Raw genomic sequence first — 21,576 nt, 5'->3', positions numbered from 1 at the left:
CCAATCGAAGTGAATGTCGAGCAGTTCCGGGCCGACCTGCGGGCATGGCTCGACGACAACGATCTGACCCCCGAGCCCGACCACTCGCTGCAGGGGCACATGCGGCAGTTCGCCCGGGTCAGTCGTGCGCTCTACGACGCCGATTGGATGCGGTTCGGCTGGCCGGTCGAGGTCGGTGGATTGGGCGGTCCCGCCGTGCTGCGCGCGATCGTCGGCGAAGAGGTGGTGGGCCGCCGGCTGGCCGAACCCGGGCCTTACTCGATGCTCGAGGTGCTCGCGCCCACGATGATCGACTACGCGCCGGCAGAGCTCGCCAAGGAAATGGTGCCGCGCCTGCTCAGCGGCGAAGAGCAATGGTGCCAGGGCTTTTCCGAGCCGGGATCGGGCAGCGACCTGGCATCGCTGACGACCCGCGCGGTCCAGGACGGAGACAACTGGATCGTCAACGGCCAAAAGGTCTGGACCAGCTTCGCGCAGTTCTCCACCCGGTGCGTGCTGCTGACCCGCACCGCGCCCGGGCACGACGGAATCACCGCGTTCTTCGTCGACCTCGATACGCCGGGCATCACCGTCCGTCCGCTGCGGACGATGCACGGTGTCGACGAATTCTGCGAGGTGTACTACGACGACGTGGTGATCCCGGCCAGCCGGATGCTGGGTAAGCCCGGCGACGGCTGGCGACTGGCCATGGACCTGCTGCCCTATGAGCGTTCCGCCTGTTTCTGGCAGCGAATCGCCTACCTCTATTCGCGTTTCGACGACCTGATCACCGCGGCATCCGAAACCGGCGAGCCCGACGAATCCGCGCTCGGCGGAGCCTATCTCGCCCTGCACACGTTGCGCTGCCGGTCGCGTGCCACTCAGCACCGGATGCGCGACGGGGCCCGACTGGGACCCGACACCTCCATCGACAAAGTGCTGCTGGCCTCGGCCGAGCAGCGGCTCTACGACACCGTCCGCGACGCGTTGCCGGGGACGCTCGAGCTCGAAGACACGCCGTGGCGTTCGGAATACCTGTACTCGCGCGCGGCAACGATCTACGGCGGCACCGCCGAGATCCAGCGCAATATCATCGCCCGCCGGTTGCTCGACCTCGGGAAGGAGTGAACCGTGGCCCCTTCGGCAGACACCGAGTCAGACCCCGAATCGCTGCGCCTGCTGGCGGACTCGTTGCGGACGACGATGAGCGCGGCCTCGGGAGCTAAGCTTGACGCCGCGCTGACCGACCTGGGCTGGCGCGACATGCTCGACGAAATGCCGGACATCGCAATCCCTCTGGTGTTCAAGCTGCTCGGTGAGACCGGCGCGCATGCTCCCGTGCTCAACGATGTGGTGCTGCGCGCGGCGGGCGACGCGCCCGGGGGGACGCTGCCGCTACCGTTCGCCGGAGGCTCCTGGGTGCTGTGGGAGCGTCGCGACCACCCCGGCTCGGCGATCGACGAGCTGCTGCCGATACACCCTGTGCCGCAGGAAAATCCCTTGCCGTCAGCCGCCCTGCAAGCGGGTTGGCGAGCCCTGGGTTGGTGGCTGGCCGGCACCAGCCGCGCCATGCTGTCACTGGCCCGTCAGCACGCCGTGGACCGTGTCCAATTCGGCCGGCACATCAGCTCGTTCCAGGCGATCCGGCACCGGCTGGCGGAGACACTTGTCGCGATCGAGGGTGCCGAGGCCACACTGCAGGCCGCCACCGAGTGCGACGACCCGCAGGGACTGGCTTCCCTGCTGGCAAAGGCCGCCGCCGGGCAGGCCGCGCTGACCTCCGCACGCCACTGCCAGCAGGTGCTGGGCGGTATCGGCTTTACCGCCGAGCACCCGCTGCACCACCACATCAAGCGGTCGCTGATTCTCGACGGACTACTCGGTAGCTCTCGAGAACTCACGCGTGCCGCCGGAAAAGCGGTGGTGGCGGCCGGATTTGCGCCACGGCTCGCGCAGCTGTAACGGGACGTCCCCGGGGGCACGCGGGACCACCCGTCGTGCATCAGGTCGCGGTACGACCCATTTCTTGTCCCGCGGACGCAGCTCGGAGCAGACTGGGCGCGGCGGCCAACCGGCGCCGGCCGTCAGCCCCAGGAGGTTGGGACGTAATGAGTCACCCCGACGCACCACAAAACCAGTTCGGCGTCGCCTCGGTGCTGCTGGGCCTGGTCGGACTGCTCACCTGCTGGTTGCTGCTCGGAGTGCCCTTCGGCATCGCTGCGGTCGTGACGGGCGACATCGCCCGCCGACGGGTTGCCCGCGGGGAGGCGAACAACCCCCGAACTGCCGTCGCCGGCATGGTTTTAGGGGCGATCGCGATAGTGGCGGGTCTCGTCGCCATCGGCTACTACGCCCAGTTGGACGCCCGGAAGCACTGACGCGCAGCTCAATTGCGCGGCAGGCCGAGTACGCGTTCGGCGATGATGTTGCGCTGGATTTCCGACGTACCGCCGGCGATGGTCGCGGCGAAGGTGCGGGTGTAGCGGTCGAACCAGCTGCCGTAGTGGCTGTCCAGGTTGAGCGGCGCGAACGGGGCGGTGACCGCACGCAGTGCCAGTCCGTCGCCTTCCTTGGCGCTCAGTGCGTCCTCGCTGGCGCGTTGCATCGCCTCCGAGCCGAGCAGCTTGAGCACCGACTGGGCGGGCACGTCCTCCTCGCCGCGCGCGGCTTTGGCCAGTGTCGCCGACCCCAGCAGCCGCATCGCGTAGAAATCCATCACCAGCGTCGCATAGTGATCCCGCTGCACGGGCCCCGCGGGGCTGGACTCGGCGGTCAACGCGTGCAACATGTCTGCGTAATCCAGCCACAGCATCGCGCGCTCGTGGCCGAGCGAACCGGTCGCGACGCGCCAGCCGGCGTTGAGCTCCCCCACCAAGTTCTCGGCCGGCACCCGCGCGTCGGTGAAGAACACCTCGTTGAAGTCGACGTCTTCGATGTCGCCCACCGAGGCGAAGGGGCGACGGACTACGCCGGGGGTATCGGTCGGAATCAGTAAAGCGCTGATGCCCTTGTGTTTTGGCCCGTCCGGATCGGTGCGCACGAATGTCAGCAACACATCGGCGTGATGGGCTCCCGATGTCCACACCTTCTGGCCGTTGACGACGAAGTGGTCACCTTCTGCATCAGACGAGCGCACTGCGCGCGTCTTCAGCGACGCGAGATCCGAGCCCGCGCCGGGTTCGCTCATCCCCAGCGACGCGGTGATCTCCGCGCGCAGGATCGGCACCGCCCAACGCTGCTTCTGCTCGGCTGTGCCGAACGACAGCAATGACGCCGCGATGATGCCCACACCCTGCGGATTGAAACTCTGATAGATGCGCCGACGGGACAGCTCTTCCTGGTACACGTATTGCTGCAACAGCGTGGCGTTGCGCCCGCCGAACTCCGGCGGGTTGCCGGGCTGTAGCCATCCGCTGTCGAACAGCAGGCGTTGCCAACGACGGGCCCACTCCGGGATGTCCGAACTCGACTGCGGCCGCACCAGCGCCTCGGCCTCGGAAGGCAGATGCGTGTCGAGGAAAGCCACGAATTCGGCTCGGAACGCCTCCACGTCGGCGTCAAACGTCAGCTGCACAGCACTTCCCGGGATGTTCTGAGCGCACCGCGCCGTCGGTAGATTCGGGTTTCCGCCGACGACAGGGCTCACTCTTGCGAATAAGCTTCCATACACACGTCTAAGAGAATAGTATTCTCGCGGTAAGAAAGTTACAATCTCCGACACGTGATCCGTGAGGGGGTCGAGCGCAGCGATGTCACCGCGTTCTCCGGTAGAGTCCAACCATGTTCTCCCCTCGCGGCAATCACCTGAGCCGGCCGTGACCAGCCCCAGCGAAGAGCCGGCCTGGAAGCAGCGTGCCGTCGAGCGGTCCATCAAGACTGCGAAACTGCGCGCGGCGCAACGTGTTCAGCGCTTCCTCGACGCGGCCCAGGCCATCATCATCGAAAAGGGCAGCACGGACTTTACCGTGCAGGAGGTCGTGGACCGCTCCCGTCAGTCGTTGCGCAGCTTCTACCTGCAATTCGACGGCAAGCACGAGTTGCTGCTGGCGCTCTTCGAGGACGCCCTGAGCCGATCGGCCGACCAGATCCGCGCCGCCACCGAGAGCCAAGCCGATCCGCTGGAGCGGCTGCAGGTCGCGGTCCAGCTCCTCTACGAGGCGTCCCGCCCGGATCCCACGGCCCAGCGTCCGCTGTTCACCGACTTTGCTCCGAGGTTGCTGGTGACGCACCCCGCCGAGGTCAAGGTCGCTCATGCACCGCTGCTCGCGTTGCTGACCGAGCTGATGGACGCGGCCCACGACGCGGGCAAGTTGCGCACCACCATCAATCCCAAGCGGGTGGCCGCCATGACCATGCAGACGGTGATGTTCATCGCGCAATCCAGCGGCGGGCCCGACGACGCGACGATGCACCCCATCACCGCCGAAGAGGTATGGGATTTCTGCTCACGCGGATTCGTCGCGTAGCACACCCCGAGCCGGCCGCACTCACTCTCCTATCTCGTGAGCAAATAGCGCACGCCGTTTGCCGGTGAGAATGAGATTCTCTAATATCTAGAACCAGAGATAGCCGAAACGGATCCGTCATTGACACCCGTGACGGCCGAATGACAGAGTTCAAGGGCGGCAAGGCCCTCGGTCCTCCGAACGCGTTTGTTCCGCGCTGAGGCGTGCCGATCAGATCAAGTCAGGAGTTGAGGTAGCCATGACCGGACGTGTTGAGGGCAAAGTCGCTTTCGTCACCGGAGCGGCACGCGGTCAGGGCCGCAGCCACGCGGTGCGGTTGGCCCAGGAGGGTGCCGACATCATCGCCGTCGACATCTGTAAGCCCATCCGCGAGGGCGTGGTGGACACCGCGATCCCGGCATCGACGCCCGAAGACCTCGCCGAGACGGCCGACCTGGTCAAGGGGCACAACCGCAGGATCTTCACGGCCGAAGTCGATGTGCGCGACTTCGACGCACTCAAGGCGGCGGTGGACAACGGCGTCGAGCAGCTTGGCCGGCTCGACATCATCGTGGCCAACGCCGGAATCGGCAACGGCGGCGAGACTTTGGACAAGACCAGCGAAGAAGACTGGACCGAGATGATCGACATCAACCTGGCCGGTGTGTGGAAGACCGTGAAAGCCGGTGTGCCGCACCTGATCGCGGGCGGCAACGGCGGTTCCATCATCCTGACCAGCTCGGTGGGCGGACTCAAGGCCTACCCCCACACCGGCCACTACGTCGCGGCCAAGCACGGCGTCGTCGGGCTGATGCGCGCCTTCGGAGTTGAACTGGGACAGCACATGATTCGCGTCAACTCCGTGCACCCGACCCACGTCAAGACGCCCATGCTGCACAACGAGGGCACCTTCAAGATGTTCCGCCCCGACTTGGAAAACCCGGGCCCGGACGACATGGCGCCGATCTGCCAGCTGTTCCATACGCTGCCGATCCCCTGGGTTGAGCCGATCGACATCAGCAACGCGGTGTTGTTCTTCGCCTCGGACGAAGCCCGCTACATCACCGGTGTGACGCTGCCCATCGACGCGGGTAGCTGCCTGAAGTAGCCGCTAGAAGGGGCTGCTGTTGGACTGCCATTCGGCCGATTCGGGTCGCGGCCCGTAGCGGGCGATGTAGTCCTCGTGCATCCGTGCCTGTTTCCGGCGGGCGATCACGTCGACCAGGTTCGGGTCCAGCCCGTGGACCGCCAGCCGGTGGCGGCGCCAGACCTTGTTCAGGGCAAGGGTTATCAGCAGCGCCCAGATGTAGAGCGGCGCGGTCATCTCCGTGTGCACGTAGAGCGACGCGGGCAGCAGCCAGAACGGAGCAAGGACCAGCAGGGGTGGTATGGCCCACCTGATCATGTGCCGGCGGACCGCTCCCTCCCCGGCCAGATCGCGCGCCACCCAGGTGCGCATCGAGTCGGGCAGTCGCCGGCCGTAGGAATAGCCGATCCGCTGCCACAGATTGGGTTTCGCGTCGGTCATGATGGCTCCTCAGGGTGTCAGGATTGCAGTGCGCCGGCCGCCACGGCGGCGGCGTTGATACGGCCGAGGACCCGATGTAGGTTCTCGAGTTCGGCCAGCTCGACACCCAGACGCGCCACCACGGCGGGCGGAATCTCAAGTGCTCGCTCCCGCAAGGCGATTCCGCGCTGCGTCAGCATCACATCGGTGGTGCGCTCGTCGGCCGCGTTCTTCGCGCGGGTGATGAGCCCCTGCGCCTCCAGGCGCTTGAGCATGGGCGACAGCGTCGCGGAATCCAACTGCAACGCGGCGGCGATCTGCTTGACCGACAACGGGAACTGGTCCGCCGCGGGGTCCTTGCGGTGATCCCACAGCGCCAGCATCACCAGGTATTGCGGATGGGTCAGGCCGAGCGGCTCCAGCAGGGGCCGGTACACCGCCAGGACCGCCCGGTTGGTCGTCGCCAGCGCGAAGCACACCTGGTGTTCGAGCGCCAGCGGATCGATGTCGCGCGCAGTCGGAGCGGCCATATTTATATGGTGCCCTAATAGTTAGGGTGCTAGCTACATGATGTCTCTCACACCGTTTCCTGGGCGAGTAATACGCTCGGCATCCATGGACGATTTCGAGGGGCGCGGGGCGGTCATCACCGGCGGTGCGAGCGGCATCGGTTTGGCCACCGCCACCGAATTCGCCCGCCGTGGGGCCCGCGTGGTGCTGGCCGACGTCGATGAGTCCGCGCTGAAACGAGCCGTGGCGCACCTGAAGGCCGAGGGGTTCGACGCACACGGGGTGACGTGCGACGTGCGGCATCTCGATCAAATGGTGCGCCTCGCGGATGAATCCTTCCGGCTGCTGGGTCAGGTCGATGTCGTGTTCAGCAATGCGGGCATCGTCGTCGCGGGTCCGCTCGCGGCGATGTCGCACGAAGACTGGCACTGGGTCATCGATATCGATTTGTGGGGTTCGATCCACGCCGTCGAGGCGTTCGTGCCGAAGTTGATCGAGCAGGGCAAGGGTGGCCACATCGCGTTCACCGCTTCCTTTGCCGGACTGGTGCCCAACGCCGGCCTCGGGGCATACGGCGTTGCCAAGTACGGCGTCGTCGGGCTGGCCGAGGCGCTGGCCCGCGAAGTCAGGGACAACGGCATCGGCGTTTCGGTGCTCTGCCCGATGGTCATCGAGACGGGGTTGGTCGCGAACTCGGAACGAATTCGCGGCGCGGACGACGGGCTCGCGTCAGCGCCAGACCTGACGAGCGGCGTCGGACAGCTCCCGCCGACGCAGGATGACACGGTCTCGGTCGATGGCGTCGCGCGGCTCACCGCCGACGCGATCCTGGCCAACCGCTTGTACATCCTGCCGCACGAGGCGGCCCGGGCGTCGGTCAAGCGCAGGTTCGAGCGCATCGATCGCACCTTCGACGAACAGGCCGCCGAGGGCTGGACGCACTAGCTCGTCGGCCCCAGCCGGTAGTCGCCGGTCTGCGGGTCGTGATACCAGCCACTGGAGGCCTGGGTGCCGCCGTCGACGTGTAGCGTCTGGCCGGTCAGGTAGGCCGACATGTCAGAGGCCAGAAACACTGCGGCACTCGCGATTTCGTCGACATGGCCGGGACGCCCCAGCGGCACGATGTTGCCTATGGCGGTCGTGGCGGCATCGCCGCCAAGGTTCGCCAGCCCTTCGGTGAGCGTGATATCCGGCGCTATCGCATTGACGCGGATGTTGTGCGGGGCCAGTTCCAGCGCCGCGGTCTTGGTGTAGTTGATTACACCGGCCTTGGCGGCGGCGTATGCCGCGTAGCCCGGTGCGGCTCGTACGCCCTCGATCGAGGTGAGCGAGATGATGCTGCCGGGCACGTTCGCGGACACCATCTGCCGGGCGATCCGCTGGCTGCACAGCAGCACGTGGCGCAGGTTTGCGCGATAGAGTGCGTCCCAGCCGTTTTCGCTGGTCTCCAGCAGCGGCGAGGAGAACACGCCGCCGGCGTTGTTGACCAGGATCGTGGGTGTGCCGAGTTCGGCGCCGGTCCGCTGCAGTGCGGCGTCCACCTGCTCACCGTCTCGAACATCGGTGACGATGCCCAGGGCGCCAATGGATTCGGCTGCCTGCGCACAGGTCTCCGGGTCGCGCTCCCAGATCGCCACCCGAGCACCGAATGCCGCCATGCCGGTAGCGATGCCGCGCCCGATGCCGGCTCCCCCACCGGTCACCACGGCCACCCGGCCGGTGAGCAGAATGTTCGAGGGATCGATTGCCATGGTCGATCAGCTCCTCGCGCGCATGGCCGGCGCGCTGCCGATCACGCCGTCGGCTTCCAGGCCGGCGATCTCCGGATCGGACAGGCCCAGCCCGGACAGCAGCTCATGGTTGTGCTGCCCCAGCAGCGGCGCGTGCTCGGTGTGGAACTTGTGGGGCCCGGCTGAGAACCTCATCGGCACGCTGCTGAGCCTAGCCGGGCCGTTGACCGGATGGTCGACCTCTTCGAAGAAATCCCGGAACGCCAACTGTTCCAGCTCGGGTTGGCGGTGCGGTTGCATGACTTTGGCGACCGGTACGCCGGCGTCCCACAGAGTCGCGACGATGTCGTCGCGGCTGCGGTGCCCGCACCAGGCGGCGAGTTGCTCGTCGATGGCATCGTGGTGTGTGCGCCGGCCGGATTCGGTGGATAGCTTGGGATCGGTTGCCCAGGAGGGTGATCCGAGTGCCCGGCACAGACTGTCCCACTGATCGTCGGTGGCCACCGCGATGGCGACCCAGCTGTCGAGCCGGCCGAATTCGTCGATGTCGGCGCTGAGGTAGAGGTTCTGCGGCGCGGCGGTCGGTCCCCTGTTGCCGGCCCGCTCCAGCAGCGCCCCGTACGCCGTGTATTCGATCACCTGCTCGGCCGCGATGCTCAGGGCGGCATCGACCATCGCCGCCTCGACGAACACGCCCTCGCCGGTGCGGCGCCGGTGCTCGAGCGCGAGCAGTATCGCGTTGAGCGCGTGCACGCCCGCGTTCGGGTCACCGATCGAATACGGGTCATAGGGCGTTCGATCCGGATAGCCGGTAAGCCAACTCACACCGGATGCGGATTCGATGACGTAGGCGAAAGCGGGGTTGTCCCGCCACGGGCCTTCGAGGCCGAAGCCGGGCATCCGCACCATCACGGTGTCCGGCCGAATCGATTGCACCGTGGCGAAATCCAGCCCGATCTGGTCCAGCACCCGCGGGGTGAAATTCTCCACCACCACATCGCACGTGGCGATGAGCTCGCGCAGTAACTCCCGGCCCCTCGAACTCTGCAGGTCCAGGGTCAGGCCCTTCTTGTTGGTGTTGAGGGCCTCGAAGATCGGCGACTTCTCCCACCACTGGTCCTCGGTGATCGGTATGCCCGCGATCATCCGGGTGCCATCGGGACGGCGGGTCGACTCGACATGGATGACCTCGGCGCCGAGCAACGCCAGCGAATGGGTGCAGCACGGGCCTGCCCAGAACGTCGTCATGTCCAGCACGCGAATGCCGCTGAGCGGCAGCGCTTTCGCTGCGCCGGTCGGCGCCGGCCGCGCCGGAAGGGGTCCGGCGCGGTAGTGCTCGGTGTGCTCGCCCAGCCGCGGGGCCGGCTGCGGCGCGCGCAATCGCGCGGGCCGCAGGCGATACGGGTGGCTCGGCTGCCGGAAGCCATCGCGCGGATTGCGTGCGAATGAATCGCGCTCCACGAACTGATCGAAGGAAGTAACGTTGGCGCCGTTGGCTACCGGCGCATTGGGAATACGGAATGCCGAGGCCAGTTCCCGGATTTCGTCAACCGGCGTCTCGGCCAGCCAGGAGAAGAGCTCCTCGGCGTGGATGTTGGCCTGCTCGGTGATCGACAGCGGCGATTCCTCATCGATCCACTCCGGGTGGCCTACCATCGCGCACAGGTCGAACCACTGCTGCGCGGTCCCGCAACCGAGATCCACCAGCCCATCCTTGGCCTGGGCCACCCCCGGAATGGTCGGCCGTCGCATGTCTCGCCACGGCCGGCCGAGCAGTTCGAAGTAGGACACCGGGTAATAGGTGAGGCACAGAATCTGTGTCTCGAGCATCGATAGGTCCAGCAGTTCGCCTGCCCCGCCGTCGATTCGGCGCCAGCGCGACGCCAGGGTGGCAGCGCTGGCGTAGACCCCGGACAGGTACTCACCGACCTGACCGCCGACGAAGACGGGCGCACGCTCCTGCTCCCCGCGGCCGAGACCGACGATCCCGCCCGACCACGCCTGCAGGGTGAACTCGGTCGCGGCGCGGTCTCGCCAGGGGCCTTCCAGCCCGAACGGTGTGATCGAGGTGACGGTGAGATGCGGGTGGCGGCGGCGGATGGCGTCCGGCGTAAAGTCCGGGTGCTCGGCCACTTTCGAGCCGGCCGACCACACCACCGCGTCCGCAAACGCGAGCAGCCGATTCACCAGTTGGGCGTCGGCGTCGCCGGCGAGATCCGCGACGACACTGTGTTTCGCCCCGGCCAGGAAGCTGAACAGGGCGCCGTCACCGCCGGCCGGGACGGCGGCACCCGATGCCGACCACCGGCGCAGCGGATCACCCTCGGGTGACTCGATTTTCACGACACCGGCACCGCCGTCGGCGAGCAGCTTGGTGCAGTAGGCGCCGGCTATACCGGTGGACAAATCGATCACCGTATAGCCGTCCAGTGGCGGTTCGACGCGGTGTGGCGTCACTATTTCTTTCTCTTCGCTTCGGTGCCCTTGTCGGCACGCGCCTTCTTGCGCGCCTTCTTGCTCAGCCGCCATTCGGGGGGGAACTTGTCGTCGTTGTCCTTGACCGCGTCGCCCAGACCCCGCTTCATCGCGTCGTCGAGCATCAGCTCGTCGCCGCCATCCGGGCGCACGCTGGCGCCCATCGACTCGAAGACGCCGCTGAGCATGCTGCCGAGGTATTCGCCCTGAAACTGCTTCATGATCTCGAAGAAAACCTTCTGCATGAACACCGTGTCGGTAGGGCGGTTACTCGCGCAGGCCAACGCGTATCTCTCCACCTCTGCCTCGAGTTCGTCCCGCGGCACCACACTGTTGAGGAAGTTGCAGTCATACATCTCGGCGGCGGTGAAAGCCCTTCCGGTGAACACCATTTCCTGGAACTTGCGAATACCCATGGTCTGCGCCCACCACCACATCCGGGGACCCCAGCCGTAGTAGCGGAACGAGGGATGCCCGAACAGCGCGTCGTCGCTGGAGATGACCAGATCGGCATCGGCGGCCTGGTAGAAGTGCCAGCCGTAGCAGTAGCCCTTGGCCTCCAGGATGGAGATCTTCTTGAAGTCCTGCAGGCCGCGGATGCCCGAGTTCGGGTTGGCGTACCACTGGCCCAGGGTGGCGCCGTTGCGGAATGAACCCTGCGGCGGATACCGGACTTCGTCGGCGCCGATCCGGTATTCGGCAAGCCGCGGGCTCTGGTCCGGCGCGTCACGCATCCGCATGACCTCGGTCAGGTCCGCGCCGGAACCGAGGTCGTCACCCGCTCCGCGGACCACCAGAACCTTGACGTCGTCGTCAATGCCGGCCCGGTGCAACAAGTCCGTGTAGCGCAGGCGTGCGGCGACCGTTGGCGCGTTGAGATAGTCCGGCCGGTCGAACGTGATCGTGGCGATCCGCGTCGCGGCGTCTTTGTGGTACCGGATGATCTCTTCGGCCGCCGGCTCCGAGGGCTCGGGCATGGCTACGGCTGCCAGAACGGGCTCGCGGTGAGCACTTCGGGTCCGTCCGCGGTGATCAGGACCGCTTCTCGCCCGAATACCGCGCCGACTCCTTCTTCCCACACGTAGCCCGTCACAGCCAGCACCATCCCGGGCTCCAGACGTTCGTCGGCCGCGGTGGTAGGCAAGTGCTTGGACACCACGGGTGGGTCGAACCCCATGCCCAGGCCGCGGGCCACCGGCATCGGCGGCTCGGGCTCGTCCGCGGCCCGGTAGGCTTCGAGCAGTTCGGTCGCGCCCGCGCCGGGCCCACAGGCGGTAATCAGCTTGTCCCACAGGCGTTCCCATCGCCCGTGCAGGGCCGCCGCGCCGCCGGGCACGTGTCGGTTGTCGGCGGGCCAGGTGCGGCCCACTTCGCCGACATAGCCTCCCGCCAGCACTCCGGCGGAGAACGCCACCAGGTCGCCGTCCCGAATACGGCCGTCACCGTGGGCGCGCCGCCAGGGGTGCGTGCGCGACGTCACCCATGCGACATCTTGATTCGATGGTGTGCTAACACCGCCGGCCGAGGAGGCTTCGAGCGAGACGCCGGCCAGCGCCTGTTCGGTTACGCCCGGCCGCAGCTCGGAGACCGCGGCCGCCAGCGCAGACTCGGCCACCGCGATGGACTCGCGTAGCGCGGCGATCTCCTCGTCCGTCTTGATGCGGCGCGCGGCCCGCATGGCGAGCTCGCCGTCGACCAGCTGTGCGTTCGGAAATGCGGTCGGCAGGAGCTGCGCGAAAACCGGTGAGAGCGCGTCGGTTCCGACGCGCCGTGCGGTCGCCGCGCCGTCGATTCGCTGCAGGGCGGACATCGTGTTCATCGGGTTCCACGAGATGCCGTAGAGGTTCTCGTGCGGGATGTCCTCGGGAACGCCCTCGTCCCACGTGCTGAGGAGGTGCACGGCGCCGGTCTCACGCACCAGCACGCAGGTCGGGCCGAACGGCCGGGTGCCGGCGACCCACAGTTGCGGTGCCCCGGTCACGTAACGGACGTTGGCCTGGCGGCCGAGGACCAGGACGTCGAGATCGTGTGCCGCCATCTGAGCCAGCGCCCGCTGGCGGCGCCCCGAGCGCAGCGTGCGCTCGTCAGGGCAAACTTCAACTGACATGGGAGCCATAGGGGTCATAGGGGTAGTCGGTCAAACGGATCCAGCCTTCCTCGGTAATCACCAGGACCTCCTCGCTGCGGTAGCCGCCGGTGCCGTCTTCCCACACCACCGGTTCCAGCACCAGCACCATCCCGGCTCGCAGGACGAAGTTCTCGTCGAACTCCTGCCCGAGATCGGTTCCGATCATCGGCATTTCGGCGGCATTGACCCCGATGCCGTGGCCTAGGTAGAAGTGCGGCAGCCACGGCTTGGTGCCGCCGTTCGCCTTGATGGCCGCCCGGCCCAGATCCGCCGCGGTGGCGCCGGCCTTGGTGACACCGAGGACTGCACTCATGATCTCGAACCACTTGTCGAACTGCGCCTGCTGGCGGGGCGACGGGTCCCGCCCGACGATCCAGGTACGCCCGAAGTCGGAGCAGTAGCCCTGATAGGTGATGCTGACATCGGTCCACAGCACATCACCTTCGGCCAACTCGCGCTCGGTGGTCAGCAGCGGCAGGGCCAAATCGCCGTGTGTGGTCCACACTCCCTCGGCCTTACTCGGCGGCATCACCTGCCAGATCGGCTCGAGCATGCTGGCCGTGGCTCCCAGCTCGAATGCTCGGCGCAAAAAGCTTGCCGACAAATCGATTTGACGGATTCCTGGGGCCAGGCTCTTCTGGACCTCGACCATCGCTTCGTCGGTGATCCGGATCGCGGTGCGCATGCAGGACAATTCGTCCGGCGTTTTCACCGACTTGGCGGCGCTGACGATGGCCGCGGCGTCAACGGGTGCGCCGCCCGGGAACAGGAGCTTCGCGGCGCGCGACATGGCGCCGGTGAACTCGTCGACCGCGACTACCGCGTCGGCCGGAATGAGGTCGGCCAGCTGACGCGCGAAATGCTGCACACCCTCGTCGAATTCGAGGTAAACGGGCCCGTGCAAGTGGTCGGCGGGCAAGTCCGACTCCCGCGAGGCCCCCTCGCGGAAGGGCAGGAACAGGTGCGGCCGTTCGTCGTCGACGAGCACCACGGCCACCGGCCGTTCGACGTAGGACAATCCGGCGTCGCCGAGCGGCCAGCTGGCACCGGTGGCGTAGACCACCGCGTTGTTGCCCAGCAGGATCATCGCGTCGACCCCGCGCTCGGCCATCGCCGAACGCAGCCGGGCCCCCGTCTCGCGGCGCAGGCGAGCCAGGTCGGCCGTTTCCGGGATCACCGGTCCGTTGCCGGTGTTGGTATCCAGTTGCGCGAACGTCGTCACTACAGACCCAGGAACTTCGTGATGTTGTCGCTGACGATCTTCACCGCGTTCTCCGGACCCACGGCGTCCACAACGGATTTCAGCGATTTCTCGGAATAGCCGTAGGTGCTCTCGTTGTGTGGATAGTCGCTGGACCACATCACCTTGTCCACCCCGATCTGGTCGATCAGCCGCAGGCCCAGCGGATCGACCATGAACGATGCGCTCATGTGGGTGTCCCAGTAGTAGCGCGGTTCGTGCTCGAGGGTCCGGTTGAACATGTGTTGGTACGACCCCATCAGGTGGTCGGCATCCTGCAAAGCCCAAGGCACCCAGGCGATGCCGCCCTCGAACCAGCCGATTCGCAGCCCGGGATGATCATCGAGGATTCCGGTGAAGAGGTACTTGGCGAACTGCTCGCGGAAGCCGTCGATGTTGATCATCATGCCGACCACCACGCTGTTGAACTGACAAGGGGTTTTCGGCGGGGTCTCGCCGATGTGGTGCGTCACGGGAAGGCCTGCGGCCTCGATCTCGTCCCAGACCGGCTTCATTGCGGTGCTGCCGTAGTCGATGATGTTGCCGTCGTCATCCTTGCCGGGGTTGAGCGGCAGCAGGAAGGTCTTGATTCCCAATGACTTCAGCTCGGCCAGCGTCTTGCGGGCACCCTGCGGGTCCCACCAGTTGATCAGCCCGGCGCCGTAGAAGTGGCCGTTCGAGCGCTCCTGCAACTCCGCGATGTATTCGTTGTAGATGCGGAAGGCGAGCTCGCGAAGCTGCTTGTCCGGGTAGTGAAACAGAGCCAGCACCGCGTTGGGGAACGCCAGTTCCTTCTCGACGCCGTCGTCGTGCAGTTCTTGGATCCGGGCCTCGATGTTGGTGCTCGCAGCGCCGGGCAGGTCGTCGTACTGCATCAGCACGGCGCTGAAATCGCCCGGCAGGAACGACTGTCCCTTGCGGCCGACTTGGTAGGCGCCGTCCTCGTACCAGATCCGCGGCGCCTTGTCCTTCAGGTCGTCTGGGAAGCGTTGGTAGAAGATGTCATCCGCGAGCGAGATGTGGTTGTCGGCCGAGAAGACCACGGTCCCCTGCGGCAGGCCGATGTCGCTGCCGACGGCGTGGCCACGCCGATCCTTCGGGGCGCCATAACCTCCGGGTGGGTAGAGCGTGCTTGTTCGAGTCGTCATCATTGACCCTCCGTTCGGATCCGCAATTTTGATAAGTAGCGAGCTGGGCTACCAGGTCACCGGCAGTTCGTAGACGCCGTAGGCGAGTCGGTCATCCTTGAACGGAACCTCCTCGATCGGAATGGCAAGTTGCAGCGTGGGAATGCGCCGGGCGAGCGTGTGGAAGACGATCTGCAGCTCGGCGCGGGCCAGCTGCTGCCCCACGCATTGATGCCGTCCGTAGCCGAACGCGACGTTGCGGTCGGCGCCCGAGCGGTGCAGGTACAGTCGGTCCGGTTCGGCGAACGCGTCCGCATCCCAGTTGGCCGGGGCCAGATCGATGATGATGCCCTCGCCGGCACGGATCGTCTCGCCGGCGATGTGGATGTCTTCGAGCGCGACGCGGCGCTGACCGTTCTGAATGATGCTGAGGTAGCGCAGGAGTTCTTCCACCGCGCTGGCGACGACCTTCGGATCTTCGGCATCGCGGATGACGGCCAGCTGGTCGGGGTTTACCAGCAGGGCGAGCACGCCGAGCCCGATCATGTTCGAGGTGGTCTCATGTCCGGCGATCAGCAGCCCGGTGCCCAGCTGCGCGGCCTCCTTCACGCTGAGCTCGCCGGCCTTCACCCGCTCGGCGAGGTCGGAAACCGCGTCCTCAGCCGGATTCTCCATCTTGGCTTCGACCAGCTGGGCGAGGTATTTGTTCAGGCTCATCGCGCCTTTGACGGTGTCTTCACCCGTGGCGTAACGCGCGAGGCCGACGTTGGCGTGGTGCTGGAACATGTCGGCGTCTTCGTAGGGAACGCCCAGCAGCTGGCTGATCACCAGCGAGGGCACCGGGAGCGCCAGCGCGGTGACGATGTCGGCGGGCTGAGGTCCGGCGAGGATCGCGTCGATGTGCTCGTCGGTGATCTGCTGGATGGTCGGGCGCAGATTTTCGACTCGCTTGAATGTGAAGGGCTTCGACAGCATGCGCCGGAATCGGGTGTGCTCCTCACCGTCGGCGGTGAACACCGACCGCGGGCGCTTGTGCACCGTGGACAGCATGCCTTCGTTCCAGTGCGGGAATCCGGGCTGGCGGTCGTCGACGCTGACCCGTGAATCCGAAAACAGTTCGCGCACTTGCTCGTAGCCCGTAATGAGCCACGGCGTGCTGCCGTCCCAGATCCGCACCCGGGACATCGGCCTCGCCTCGGCCAGCGCCATGACGTCCGGTGGCGGTGCGAACGGGCAGCGTGGCTCCCTGGCCATCGGGTAGTCCGGGATATCGGAGGTCTGCGCTGTCGCGCTGCTCGTCAATGTGTCTGACATGTCATTCCTCGATGTGGATGGCAAGCGCGGGGCAGGCCGCCGCCGCCCGCCGCGCCCCTTCGGCCTGTTCGGCTGTGGGATTGGGATTGAGCAGTTCGACGACACCGTCGTCATCGCGCTGGTCGAACACTTCGGGCGCATTCATCACGCAGTTGCCCGAGGAAGCGCAAACATCTTGGTCGACAGTCACTTTCATCTGTGAATCCTTACTCGTACGCCGTCACGGGCGCCAGCCACAGGCCCACGATCGCGTCGATGAGTCCGGATGCCGCGGCCCGCCATGAACGATGAGACGTCACCGCGCCTGCGGCAAGCGCGCGTTCACGGTCAGCGCAGGTGTGCATCAACAGGTTTCGGGCCATGATGTTGCGTTCGAAGTGCACTTCGGCGGGCAGTTCGGGCAGGCAGCGGTTGATGCCCTCGACGACCTGGACCAGCGAACGGGAGCTGAGCGCGCCTTTGACGATGATGTTGTAGTAGGCCGGGTCGGTCATGGCCTGGGCCGCGAAACGCGCGTACCAGGTGGGGTTTCCGAGCTCGTCCAGGTGATCGGTGAGCGGGCGCACCAGACAGGCAACCCAGTTGCGCATTTCGGTCGGACCACCCGTGTCGAGCAGTTCGGTCACCATCTGTTCGCGCAGTTGCTCGACGGGCCCGCGGTGCTTCTGCTCGATCGCCCGCACCAGGTCCGCCTTGGTGCCGAAGTGGTAACCGACGGCCGCGTTGTTGCCCTGGCCGGCGGCCTCGCTGACCTGCCGGTTGGACACCGCGAACATGCCGTGCTCGGCGTAGAGGCGCTCGGCCGCCACCAGGATCGCCTCTTGGGTGGAACTGGCCCGCTCGGTGCGAACGGTCCGGCCGGCGGTGGTCATTTGATCAGTCAACCTCGTAGCGGAGTTTAAGTCAAGCGATTGATTTAATACCGCGATCGCGCCGACCGGCAGCCTCCCTGCGCGTCCACAGTTTGGCCCCGCCGGTGGCGGGTATTGCAGCTTCGCACTGTTCTTCAGACGGCAGGAACGGTTCTGCTTCTCGATTGACGGGACAGTGCCGCCGGGACGCGCGGCCGACCCCCCACGGTTTTCAGGAAGGGGCCCCAGTTGTTGCGCGTCGCCTCGGTGCCGGCGTCACACGTCTATGTTCGCCACCTCAGTGATTCGAACTTGGATTGCGTTGTGCGCCTGGATGATCCGGTTCCCGCGGATGGCCGTACCGTGCCGGGAGGCTGGTGGCCGCCGCTGATGCTGGAGCCCGGCTGGGTCAGCGACAATCACTCACGATTCGACGTGTTCCACATCCACTTCGGATTCGACGCCGTGGGTCCCGAGGTTTTGGCCGGAGTCGTCCACGAGCTCAAGACGCACGACAAGCCGCTTGTCTACACGGTGCACGACCTGCGTAATCCGCACCACCCTGCGCCCGAAGCCCACGCCGCGCAGCAGGACGTCCTGATTTCTGCCGCGGACGAACTGATAACGCTGACACCTGGTGCCGCACAGCTGATTCGGCAGAATTGGAGACGACGGGCCCGGGTACTACCGCATCCTCATGTGCTCGCGAAGGAGTGGATCGAGAAGCCCCGCAGCCGTAGCGAGCGATTCGTCGTTGGTCTGCACGCCAAGAGCCTGCGCGCCAACATGGAACCGTTGCCCATCGTGCACGCACTGGCGGTGATCCTGTCGTCGCTGCCCGACGCGATCCTGCAGGTGAACGTCCACGATGAGATTTTTGATCCCGACAATCACTGGTTTGCGCCGGAGACCGGCGCGGCGCTGCTGGCCTACGACTCCTGCGAGCACGTCCAGGTCCGGGTGCACCCCTACTTCTCGGACGACGAACTATGGGAATACCTCGCTTCGCTGACGGTGTCGGTACTGCCCTACCGGTTCGGCACCCATTCGGGCTGGCTGGAAGCCAGCTACGATCTCGGGACCGCCGTAGTCGCGCCCAGCTGCGGCTTCTATCACCAGCAACGCCCCTGCGGGGTTTTCGGCTTTGGGGACGAAGGCCTCGATCAAGCATCGCTCTGCCGCGCGATCCGCCGGGCATATGCCCGTTGGGCCGCCGGCCACCCGGCGCCCAGGGCCAACTGGGCGGCGCGGCTCGCCGAAAGACGAGAGCTCGCGTCCGCGCATCGTGCCCTCTATCGGAGCGTCCTGAGATGATGGAACGGCCACGCGTGGCCTTGATCGCCTCAACTCGCTATCCGATTCGGCAACCGTTCGCCGGGGGGCTCGAGGCACACGTCTGCCACCTGACCCGGGCGCTGGCATCCCGCGGTTATCGGGTGTCGCTGTTCGCGGCAGCCGATTCGGACCCCGGCCTGAAATGTCGGACGCTCCACGTACGCCCGTTGAATTTGTCGGAGGCGGCGCGACACGACGTATCGATGCCCCCGGCGGCCTTCATGGCCGATCATCACGCGTATCTGTCGTTGATGCTGTGGCTCGCGGGGCCCGGCAGCCAGGAGTTCGACGTCATCCACAACCACAGCCTCCATTACCTTCCGGTGGCGATGGCCTCGGCTTTGTCCACGCCGATGCTGACCACGGTGCACACACCGCCAACCCCGTGGCTCGAGTCGGCAATCGGCGCCTCCACCGGACAAGGCACCCGCTTCGCTGCCGTTTCCCAACACACCGCGGCGGCGTGGGAAAACCTGACCGGCGATATCACGGTGGTTCCCAACGGCATCCACACGGGCCAGTGGTCCCTCGGGCCGGGCGGGCCTTCCCTGGTGTGGTTCGGCCGGATCACCCCGGAAAAAGCGCCCCATCTCGCTATCGCGGCGGCCCAACGGGCTTGCAGGCCTTTGATACTCGCCGGCCCGATCTCCGACCAGAAATACTTCCTCACCCACATCGAGCCGCATCTGGATGGCGACGTCACCTATGCGGGCCATCTGGACCATGAGCGTCTGGTCCACTTGGTCGGTCATGCCGCAGCGGCGCTCGTCACTCCGACCTGGGACGAGCCGTACGGCCTTGTCGTCGCCGAAGCGATGTCCTGCGGCACCCCCGTTGTGGCGTTTGACCTCGGGGGCATACCCGAACTCATCAGCACCTCGTCGGGACGGCTCGTCGCCCCCGGTGACGTCACCGCGATGGCGGACGCCATTTCCGCCGTCGTACGGCTGTCGCGAAAGCGGGTGCGTGAGCACGCCATTCGGCACTGCTCGGCGGACGCGATGGTGACCGCCTACACCGATTTGTACCGACAAATGATGGACGACTTCGCGGGCAGGCCCGCATGATCGGGTACTACATTCACCATCACGGTTTCGGACATCTGGCACGAGCCATCAGCATCTGCGCCCGGATGCGCCGGCCGGTGACAGCCATCACGTCACTGGATGTTTCCGAGCCACACCCGTTTTCGATGGTCATGAGGCTGCCGCGCGATGACGCGGAGCCGCAGCCGCGCGAGACCACCGCACACGGCGCGCTGCATTGGGCGCCCCATCACGACGCTGGGTTCAGCGCGCGGATGAGTGAGCTCGCGAGGTGGGTATCCGATGCGCGGCCCGAAGCCGTCGTCGTCGATGTCTCGGTGGAAGTGGCGGTGTTCATCCGCCTGCTTGGCGTGCCGGTGATCGTCATGGCGCTGCCCGGCGACCGGGTGGATGCCCCGCACGTACTGGTGCACCGTCTCGCCGATCACATCGTGGCGGCCTGGCCGCGGGCACTGTGTGTGCCGTCATGGCTGCGGCAGTGGGACGAGAAAACGAGCTACGTCGGTGGGATCAGCCGTTTCGAGGGCCGCAACGGCTGCGACGGCGAGTCCGGATCGTTGATGCCCGCCAAGCCGTTGAAGGAGACCCGGGTACTCGTGTTGAGCGGAGCCAGCGACGCGTTCGGCACATCGCTACAAGACTGCGCCGCAGCACATTCGGTCCATTCATGGACAACGCTCGGCGGTGAGGGCGGATCATGGAAACATGATCCGTGGCGCGAAATCCGCGAGGCGGACGTAGTAATCACCCACGGGGGTCAGAGCTGTATTGCCGATGTCGCGGCCGCGAGACGACCCGCTACAGTCATCCCGCAACCGCGCCCGTTCGACGAGCAGCGCGCCACGGCCCGGGTGCTCAAGCGCCACCGGCTTGCGGTGGTCGCCCAAGGGGTGCCCGACCCACGTGCTTGGCCCGCGCTGCTCACCGCCGCGACCGCGTCCGACCCCCGGCGGTGGCGGCGCTGGGAAGTGGATGGGGCCGCCAACCGCGCCGCCGAAGCGATCGAGTCGACGGCCCGTCGCTGTGGACCGGGCACGTAGTGCGGACCGCCGTCATCACCGTTGTCCACGGCCGAGGCGTCCACCTGCGTCGGCAGCTCGAAGGCCTGGCCGCCGGCGCGCTGCGGCCGGACATGCACATTGTGGTAGCGCTCGGTGACTCCACCGTCGCTGCCACCGTCGCTGAACTTGGGGCGCCGGCAAGGGTGGTTGACTGCCCGGCCTCCCACCCGTTGCCGTTGGCGATGGGGCGCAACGTGGGCGCGGCCACGGCGGTACGAAATGCCGCGGAGCTCTTGGTGTTTCTCGACGTCGACTGCATTCCCGGCGCGGAGTTACTCGACCGGTACCACAGCGTCGCAGCCAAATCCGAACACGAGAACGCGATCCTGAACGGGCCTGTCACCTATTTGCCGCCGCCGGGCCCCGGCGGCTACGTGATCTCAGAGGTACGGTCGCAACCCCAACCGCATCGCGCTCGGCCCGCACCGCCAGACGGCGCGGTCGTCTCCACGACGGACTACGCGCTGTTCTGGTCGCTGTCTTTCGCGGTGAAAGCCGCCACATGGCAGCGAATCGGGGGATTCTGTGAGCTGTACCGCGGCTACGGCGCGGAGGACACCGACTTCGGGCAATGCGCGGCGGCGCGACGAGTTCCGATGCGGTGGGTTGGTGGGGCACACGCGTTCCACCAGTACCACCCCGTCACCGACCCTCCGGTAGACCACCTGGACGACATATTGCGCAACGCCACGATCTTCCACCGGCGCTGGGGATGGTGGCCGATGGATGGCTGGCTATCCGCCTTCGCGGACAAAGGACTCATTTACCGTCACGACGACGGACGTCCGGTCCGTGCAGCGGCTCGAAGGTGACCGCAGTGCCACGTCC

Annotated in this window: 20 protein-coding genes and 3 pseudogenes; 10 read left to right on the top strand and 13 right to left on the bottom strand. The window is 66.4% G+C overall.

The genetic code is table 11. The features are described from left to right. Positions 1-9: 9 nt before the first annotated feature. The 3 genes from A5760_RS16395 to A5760_RS16385 all read left to right on the top strand — a co-directional run bounded on the left by A5760_RS16395 (position 10) and on the right by A5760_RS16385 (position 2,357). Positions 10-1,107 carry an acyl-CoA dehydrogenase family protein gene (locus A5760_RS16395; RefSeq protein ID WP_064882527.1) on the top strand — a complete coding sequence of 366 codons (1,098 nt, stop codon included), beginning with the start codon at positions 10-12 and terminating at the stop codon, positions 1,105-1,107. 3 nt (positions 1,108-1,110) lie between these two features. Next, positions 1,111-1,941, top strand: a complete 831-nt coding sequence (locus A5760_RS16390) for an acyl-CoA dehydrogenase family protein (protein WP_064882525.1) — start codon at positions 1,111-1,113, stop codon at positions 1,939-1,941. A 146-nt stretch (positions 1,942-2,087) separates the two neighbouring features. Continuing rightward, positions 2,088-2,357 (top strand): DUF4190 domain-containing protein, encoded by a 270-nt coding sequence (locus tag A5760_RS16385; protein ID WP_064882523.1) that lies wholly within the window; start codon positions 2,088-2,090, stop codon positions 2,355-2,357. 8 nt (positions 2,358-2,365) lie between these two features. Here A5760_RS16385 and A5760_RS27800 read toward each other — a convergent pair. Next, positions 2,366-2,779: pseudogene (locus tag A5760_RS27800) on the bottom strand (acyl-CoA dehydrogenase family protein); the annotation flags it as partial. A gap of 156 nt (positions 2,780-2,935) precedes the next feature. Then, positions 2,936-3,850, bottom strand: a pseudogene (locus tag A5760_RS27795) (acyl-CoA dehydrogenase family protein); the annotation flags it as partial. On the opposite strand from A5760_RS27795, the gene A5760_RS16375 reads away from it, so the two are divergent. Next, the gene (locus tag A5760_RS16375; RefSeq protein ID WP_064882519.1) at positions 3,795-4,445 is read left to right on the top strand and encodes a TetR/AcrR family transcriptional regulator; all 651 of its coding nucleotides are present in this window, start codon (positions 3,795-3,797) and stop codon (positions 4,443-4,445) included. The pseudogene A5760_RS27795 and the gene A5760_RS16375 sit on opposite strands and share 56 nt — an antisense overlap. Before the next feature lie 238 nt (positions 4,446-4,683). Beyond that, the gene (locus A5760_RS16370) at positions 4,684-5,532 is read left to right on the top strand and encodes a mycofactocin-coupled SDR family oxidoreductase (RefSeq protein WP_064882517.1); all 849 of its coding nucleotides are present in this window, start codon (positions 4,684-4,686) and stop codon (positions 5,530-5,532) included. Positions 5,533-5,535: 3 nt separating this feature from the next. Here the strand turns inward: A5760_RS16370 and A5760_RS16365 are convergent, their stop codons facing one another. Continuing rightward, positions 5,536-5,952, bottom strand: a complete 417-nt coding sequence (locus A5760_RS16365; RefSeq protein WP_064882515.1) for a DUF5313 domain-containing protein — start codon at positions 5,950-5,952, stop codon at positions 5,536-5,538. A 17-nt stretch (positions 5,953-5,969) separates the two neighbouring features. Next, positions 5,970-6,461, bottom strand: a complete 492-nt coding sequence (locus A5760_RS16360) for a MarR family winged helix-turn-helix transcriptional regulator (protein ID WP_064882513.1) — start codon at positions 6,459-6,461, stop codon at positions 5,970-5,972. A gap of 85 nt (positions 6,462-6,546) precedes the next feature. Between A5760_RS16360 and A5760_RS16355 the strand changes: the two genes are divergently transcribed. Further along, positions 6,547-7,386 carry an SDR family NAD(P)-dependent oxidoreductase gene (locus A5760_RS16355; protein ID WP_064882512.1) on the top strand — a complete coding sequence of 280 codons (840 nt, stop codon included), beginning with the start codon at positions 6,547-6,549 and terminating at the stop codon, positions 7,384-7,386. On the opposite strand, the gene A5760_RS16350 is transcribed toward A5760_RS16355, so the two are convergent. From A5760_RS16350 to A5760_RS16310, 9 genes are all read right to left on the bottom strand, one after another. Beyond that, entirely contained in the window at positions 7,383-8,192 is an 810-nt protein-coding gene (locus tag A5760_RS16350; protein WP_064882510.1) for an SDR family NAD(P)-dependent oxidoreductase, read from the bottom strand. The two genes, A5760_RS16355 and A5760_RS16350, sit on opposite strands and share 4 nt — an antisense overlap. A 6-nt stretch (positions 8,193-8,198) precedes the next feature. Continuing rightward, complete coding sequence (locus A5760_RS16345) at positions 8,199-10,628, bottom strand: CaiB/BaiF CoA transferase family protein (protein ID WP_064882508.1); 2,430 nt, start codon at positions 10,626-10,628, stop codon at positions 8,199-8,201. Continuing rightward, on the bottom strand, positions 10,628-11,623 hold the full coding sequence (locus A5760_RS16340) for an enoyl-CoA hydratase/isomerase family protein (RefSeq protein WP_064882506.1): 996 nt from the start codon (positions 11,621-11,623) through the stop codon (positions 10,628-10,630). The genes A5760_RS16345 and A5760_RS16340 overlap by 1 nt, the downstream gene beginning before the upstream one ends. A gap of 2 nt (positions 11,624-11,625) precedes the next feature. Further along, positions 11,626-12,753, bottom strand: coding sequence for a M24 family metallopeptidase (locus tag A5760_RS16335; RefSeq protein WP_064882503.1), 1,128 nt, complete (start codon positions 12,751-12,753; stop codon positions 11,626-11,628). Then, positions 12,743-13,996 (bottom strand): M24 family metallopeptidase, encoded by a 1,254-nt coding sequence (locus A5760_RS16330; protein WP_064882501.1) that lies wholly within the window; start codon positions 13,994-13,996, stop codon positions 12,743-12,745. The genes A5760_RS16335 and A5760_RS16330 overlap by 11 nt, the downstream gene beginning before the upstream one ends. Next, complete coding sequence (locus A5760_RS16325; protein ID WP_196772115.1) at positions 13,996-15,057, bottom strand: amidohydrolase family protein; 1,062 nt, start codon at positions 15,055-15,057, stop codon at positions 13,996-13,998. The genes A5760_RS16330 and A5760_RS16325 overlap by 1 nt, the downstream gene beginning before the upstream one ends. Before the next feature lie 153 nt (positions 15,058-15,210). After that, positions 15,211-16,455 (bottom strand): cytochrome P450, encoded by a 1,245-nt coding sequence (locus A5760_RS16320; protein WP_064882499.1) that lies wholly within the window; start codon positions 16,453-16,455, stop codon positions 15,211-15,213. Position 16,456: 1 nt separating this feature from the next. Continuing rightward, positions 16,457-16,651 carry a ferredoxin gene (locus A5760_RS16315; RefSeq protein WP_064882497.1) on the bottom strand — a complete coding sequence of 65 codons (195 nt, stop codon included), beginning with the start codon at positions 16,649-16,651 and terminating at the stop codon, positions 16,457-16,459. A 10-nt stretch (positions 16,652-16,661) separates the two neighbouring features. Continuing rightward, on the bottom strand, positions 16,662-17,327 hold the full coding sequence (locus tag A5760_RS16310) for a TetR/AcrR family transcriptional regulator (protein ID WP_064882496.1): 666 nt from the start codon (positions 17,325-17,327) through the stop codon (positions 16,662-16,664). A 246-nt stretch (positions 17,328-17,573) separates the two neighbouring features. Here A5760_RS16310 and A5760_RS16305 point away from each other — a divergent pair, with 246 nt between their 5' ends. The 4 genes and pseudogenes from A5760_RS16305 to A5760_RS16290 all read left to right on the top strand — a co-directional run bounded on the left by A5760_RS16305 (position 17,574) and on the right by A5760_RS16290 (position 21,560). Further along, positions 17,574-18,620, top strand: a complete 1,047-nt coding sequence (locus A5760_RS16305) for a glycosyltransferase (protein ID WP_082279504.1) — start codon at positions 17,574-17,576, stop codon at positions 18,618-18,620. Next, positions 18,617-19,859: pseudogene (locus A5760_RS16300) on the top strand (glycosyltransferase family 4 protein). Before A5760_RS16305 ends, A5760_RS16300 begins: the two are co-directional and overlap by 4 nt. Continuing rightward, on the top strand, positions 19,840-20,727 hold the full coding sequence (locus A5760_RS16295) for a glycosyltransferase (protein ID WP_064882826.1): 888 nt from the start codon (positions 19,840-19,842) through the stop codon (positions 20,725-20,727). Before A5760_RS16300 ends, A5760_RS16295 begins: the two are co-directional and overlap by 20 nt. Further along, the gene (locus A5760_RS16290; RefSeq protein WP_064882490.1) at positions 20,727-21,560 is read left to right on the top strand and encodes a glycosyltransferase family 2 protein; all 834 of its coding nucleotides are present in this window, start codon (positions 20,727-20,729) and stop codon (positions 21,558-21,560) included. Before A5760_RS16295 ends, A5760_RS16290 begins: the two co-directional genes overlap by 1 nt. The last annotated feature ends 16 nt before the right edge of the window (positions 21,561-21,576 follow it).

It is taken from the genome of Mycobacterium colombiense, from assembly GCF_001665835.1.
Classification (GTDB): Bacteria; Actinomycetota; Actinomycetes; order Mycobacteriales; family Mycobacteriaceae; genus Mycobacterium; species Mycobacterium colombiense_A.
This window is presented reverse-complemented; position numbering and strand designations above follow the sequence as displayed.

Coding starts and splice junctions, on each gene's coding strand:
- A5760_RS16385 (WP_064882523.1), top strand. CDS start 2,088: ATGAGTCACCCCGACGCACCACAAAACCAGTTCGGCGTCGCCTCGGTG.
- A5760_RS16370 (WP_064882517.1), top strand. CDS start 4,684: ATGACCGGACGTGTTGAGGGCAAAGTCGCTTTCGTCACCGGAGCGGCA.
- A5760_RS16365 (WP_064882515.1), bottom strand. CDS start 5,952: ATGACCGACGCGAAACCCAATCTGTGGCAGCGGATCGGCTATTCCTAC.
- A5760_RS16360 (WP_064882513.1), bottom strand. CDS start 6,461: ATGGCCGCTCCGACTGCGCGCGACATCGATCCGCTGGCGCTCGAACAC.
- A5760_RS16355 (WP_064882512.1), top strand. CDS start 6,547: ATGGACGATTTCGAGGGGCGCGGGGCGGTCATCACCGGCGGTGCGAGC.
- A5760_RS16350 (WP_064882510.1), bottom strand. CDS start 8,192: ATGGCAATCGATCCCTCGAACATTCTGCTCACCGGCCGGGTGGCCGTG.
- A5760_RS16340 (WP_064882506.1), bottom strand. CDS start 11,623: ATGCCCGAGCCCTCGGAGCCGGCGGCCGAAGAGATCATCCGGTACCAC.
- A5760_RS16335 (WP_064882503.1), bottom strand. CDS start 12,753: ATGTCAGTTGAAGTTTGCCCTGACGAGCGCACGCTGCGCTCGGGGCGC.
- A5760_RS16320 (WP_064882499.1), bottom strand. CDS start 16,455: ATGTCAGACACATTGACGAGCAGCGCGACAGCGCAGACCTCCGATATC.
- A5760_RS16315 (WP_064882497.1), bottom strand. CDS start 16,651: ATGAAAGTGACTGTCGACCAAGATGTTTGCGCTTCCTCGGGCAACTGC.
- A5760_RS16310 (WP_064882496.1), bottom strand. CDS start 17,327: ATGACCACCGCCGGCCGGACCGTTCGCACCGAGCGGGCCAGTTCCACC.
- A5760_RS16295 (WP_064882826.1), top strand. CDS start 19,840: ATGAGGCTGCCGCGCGATGACGCGGAGCCGCAGCCGCGCGAGACCACC.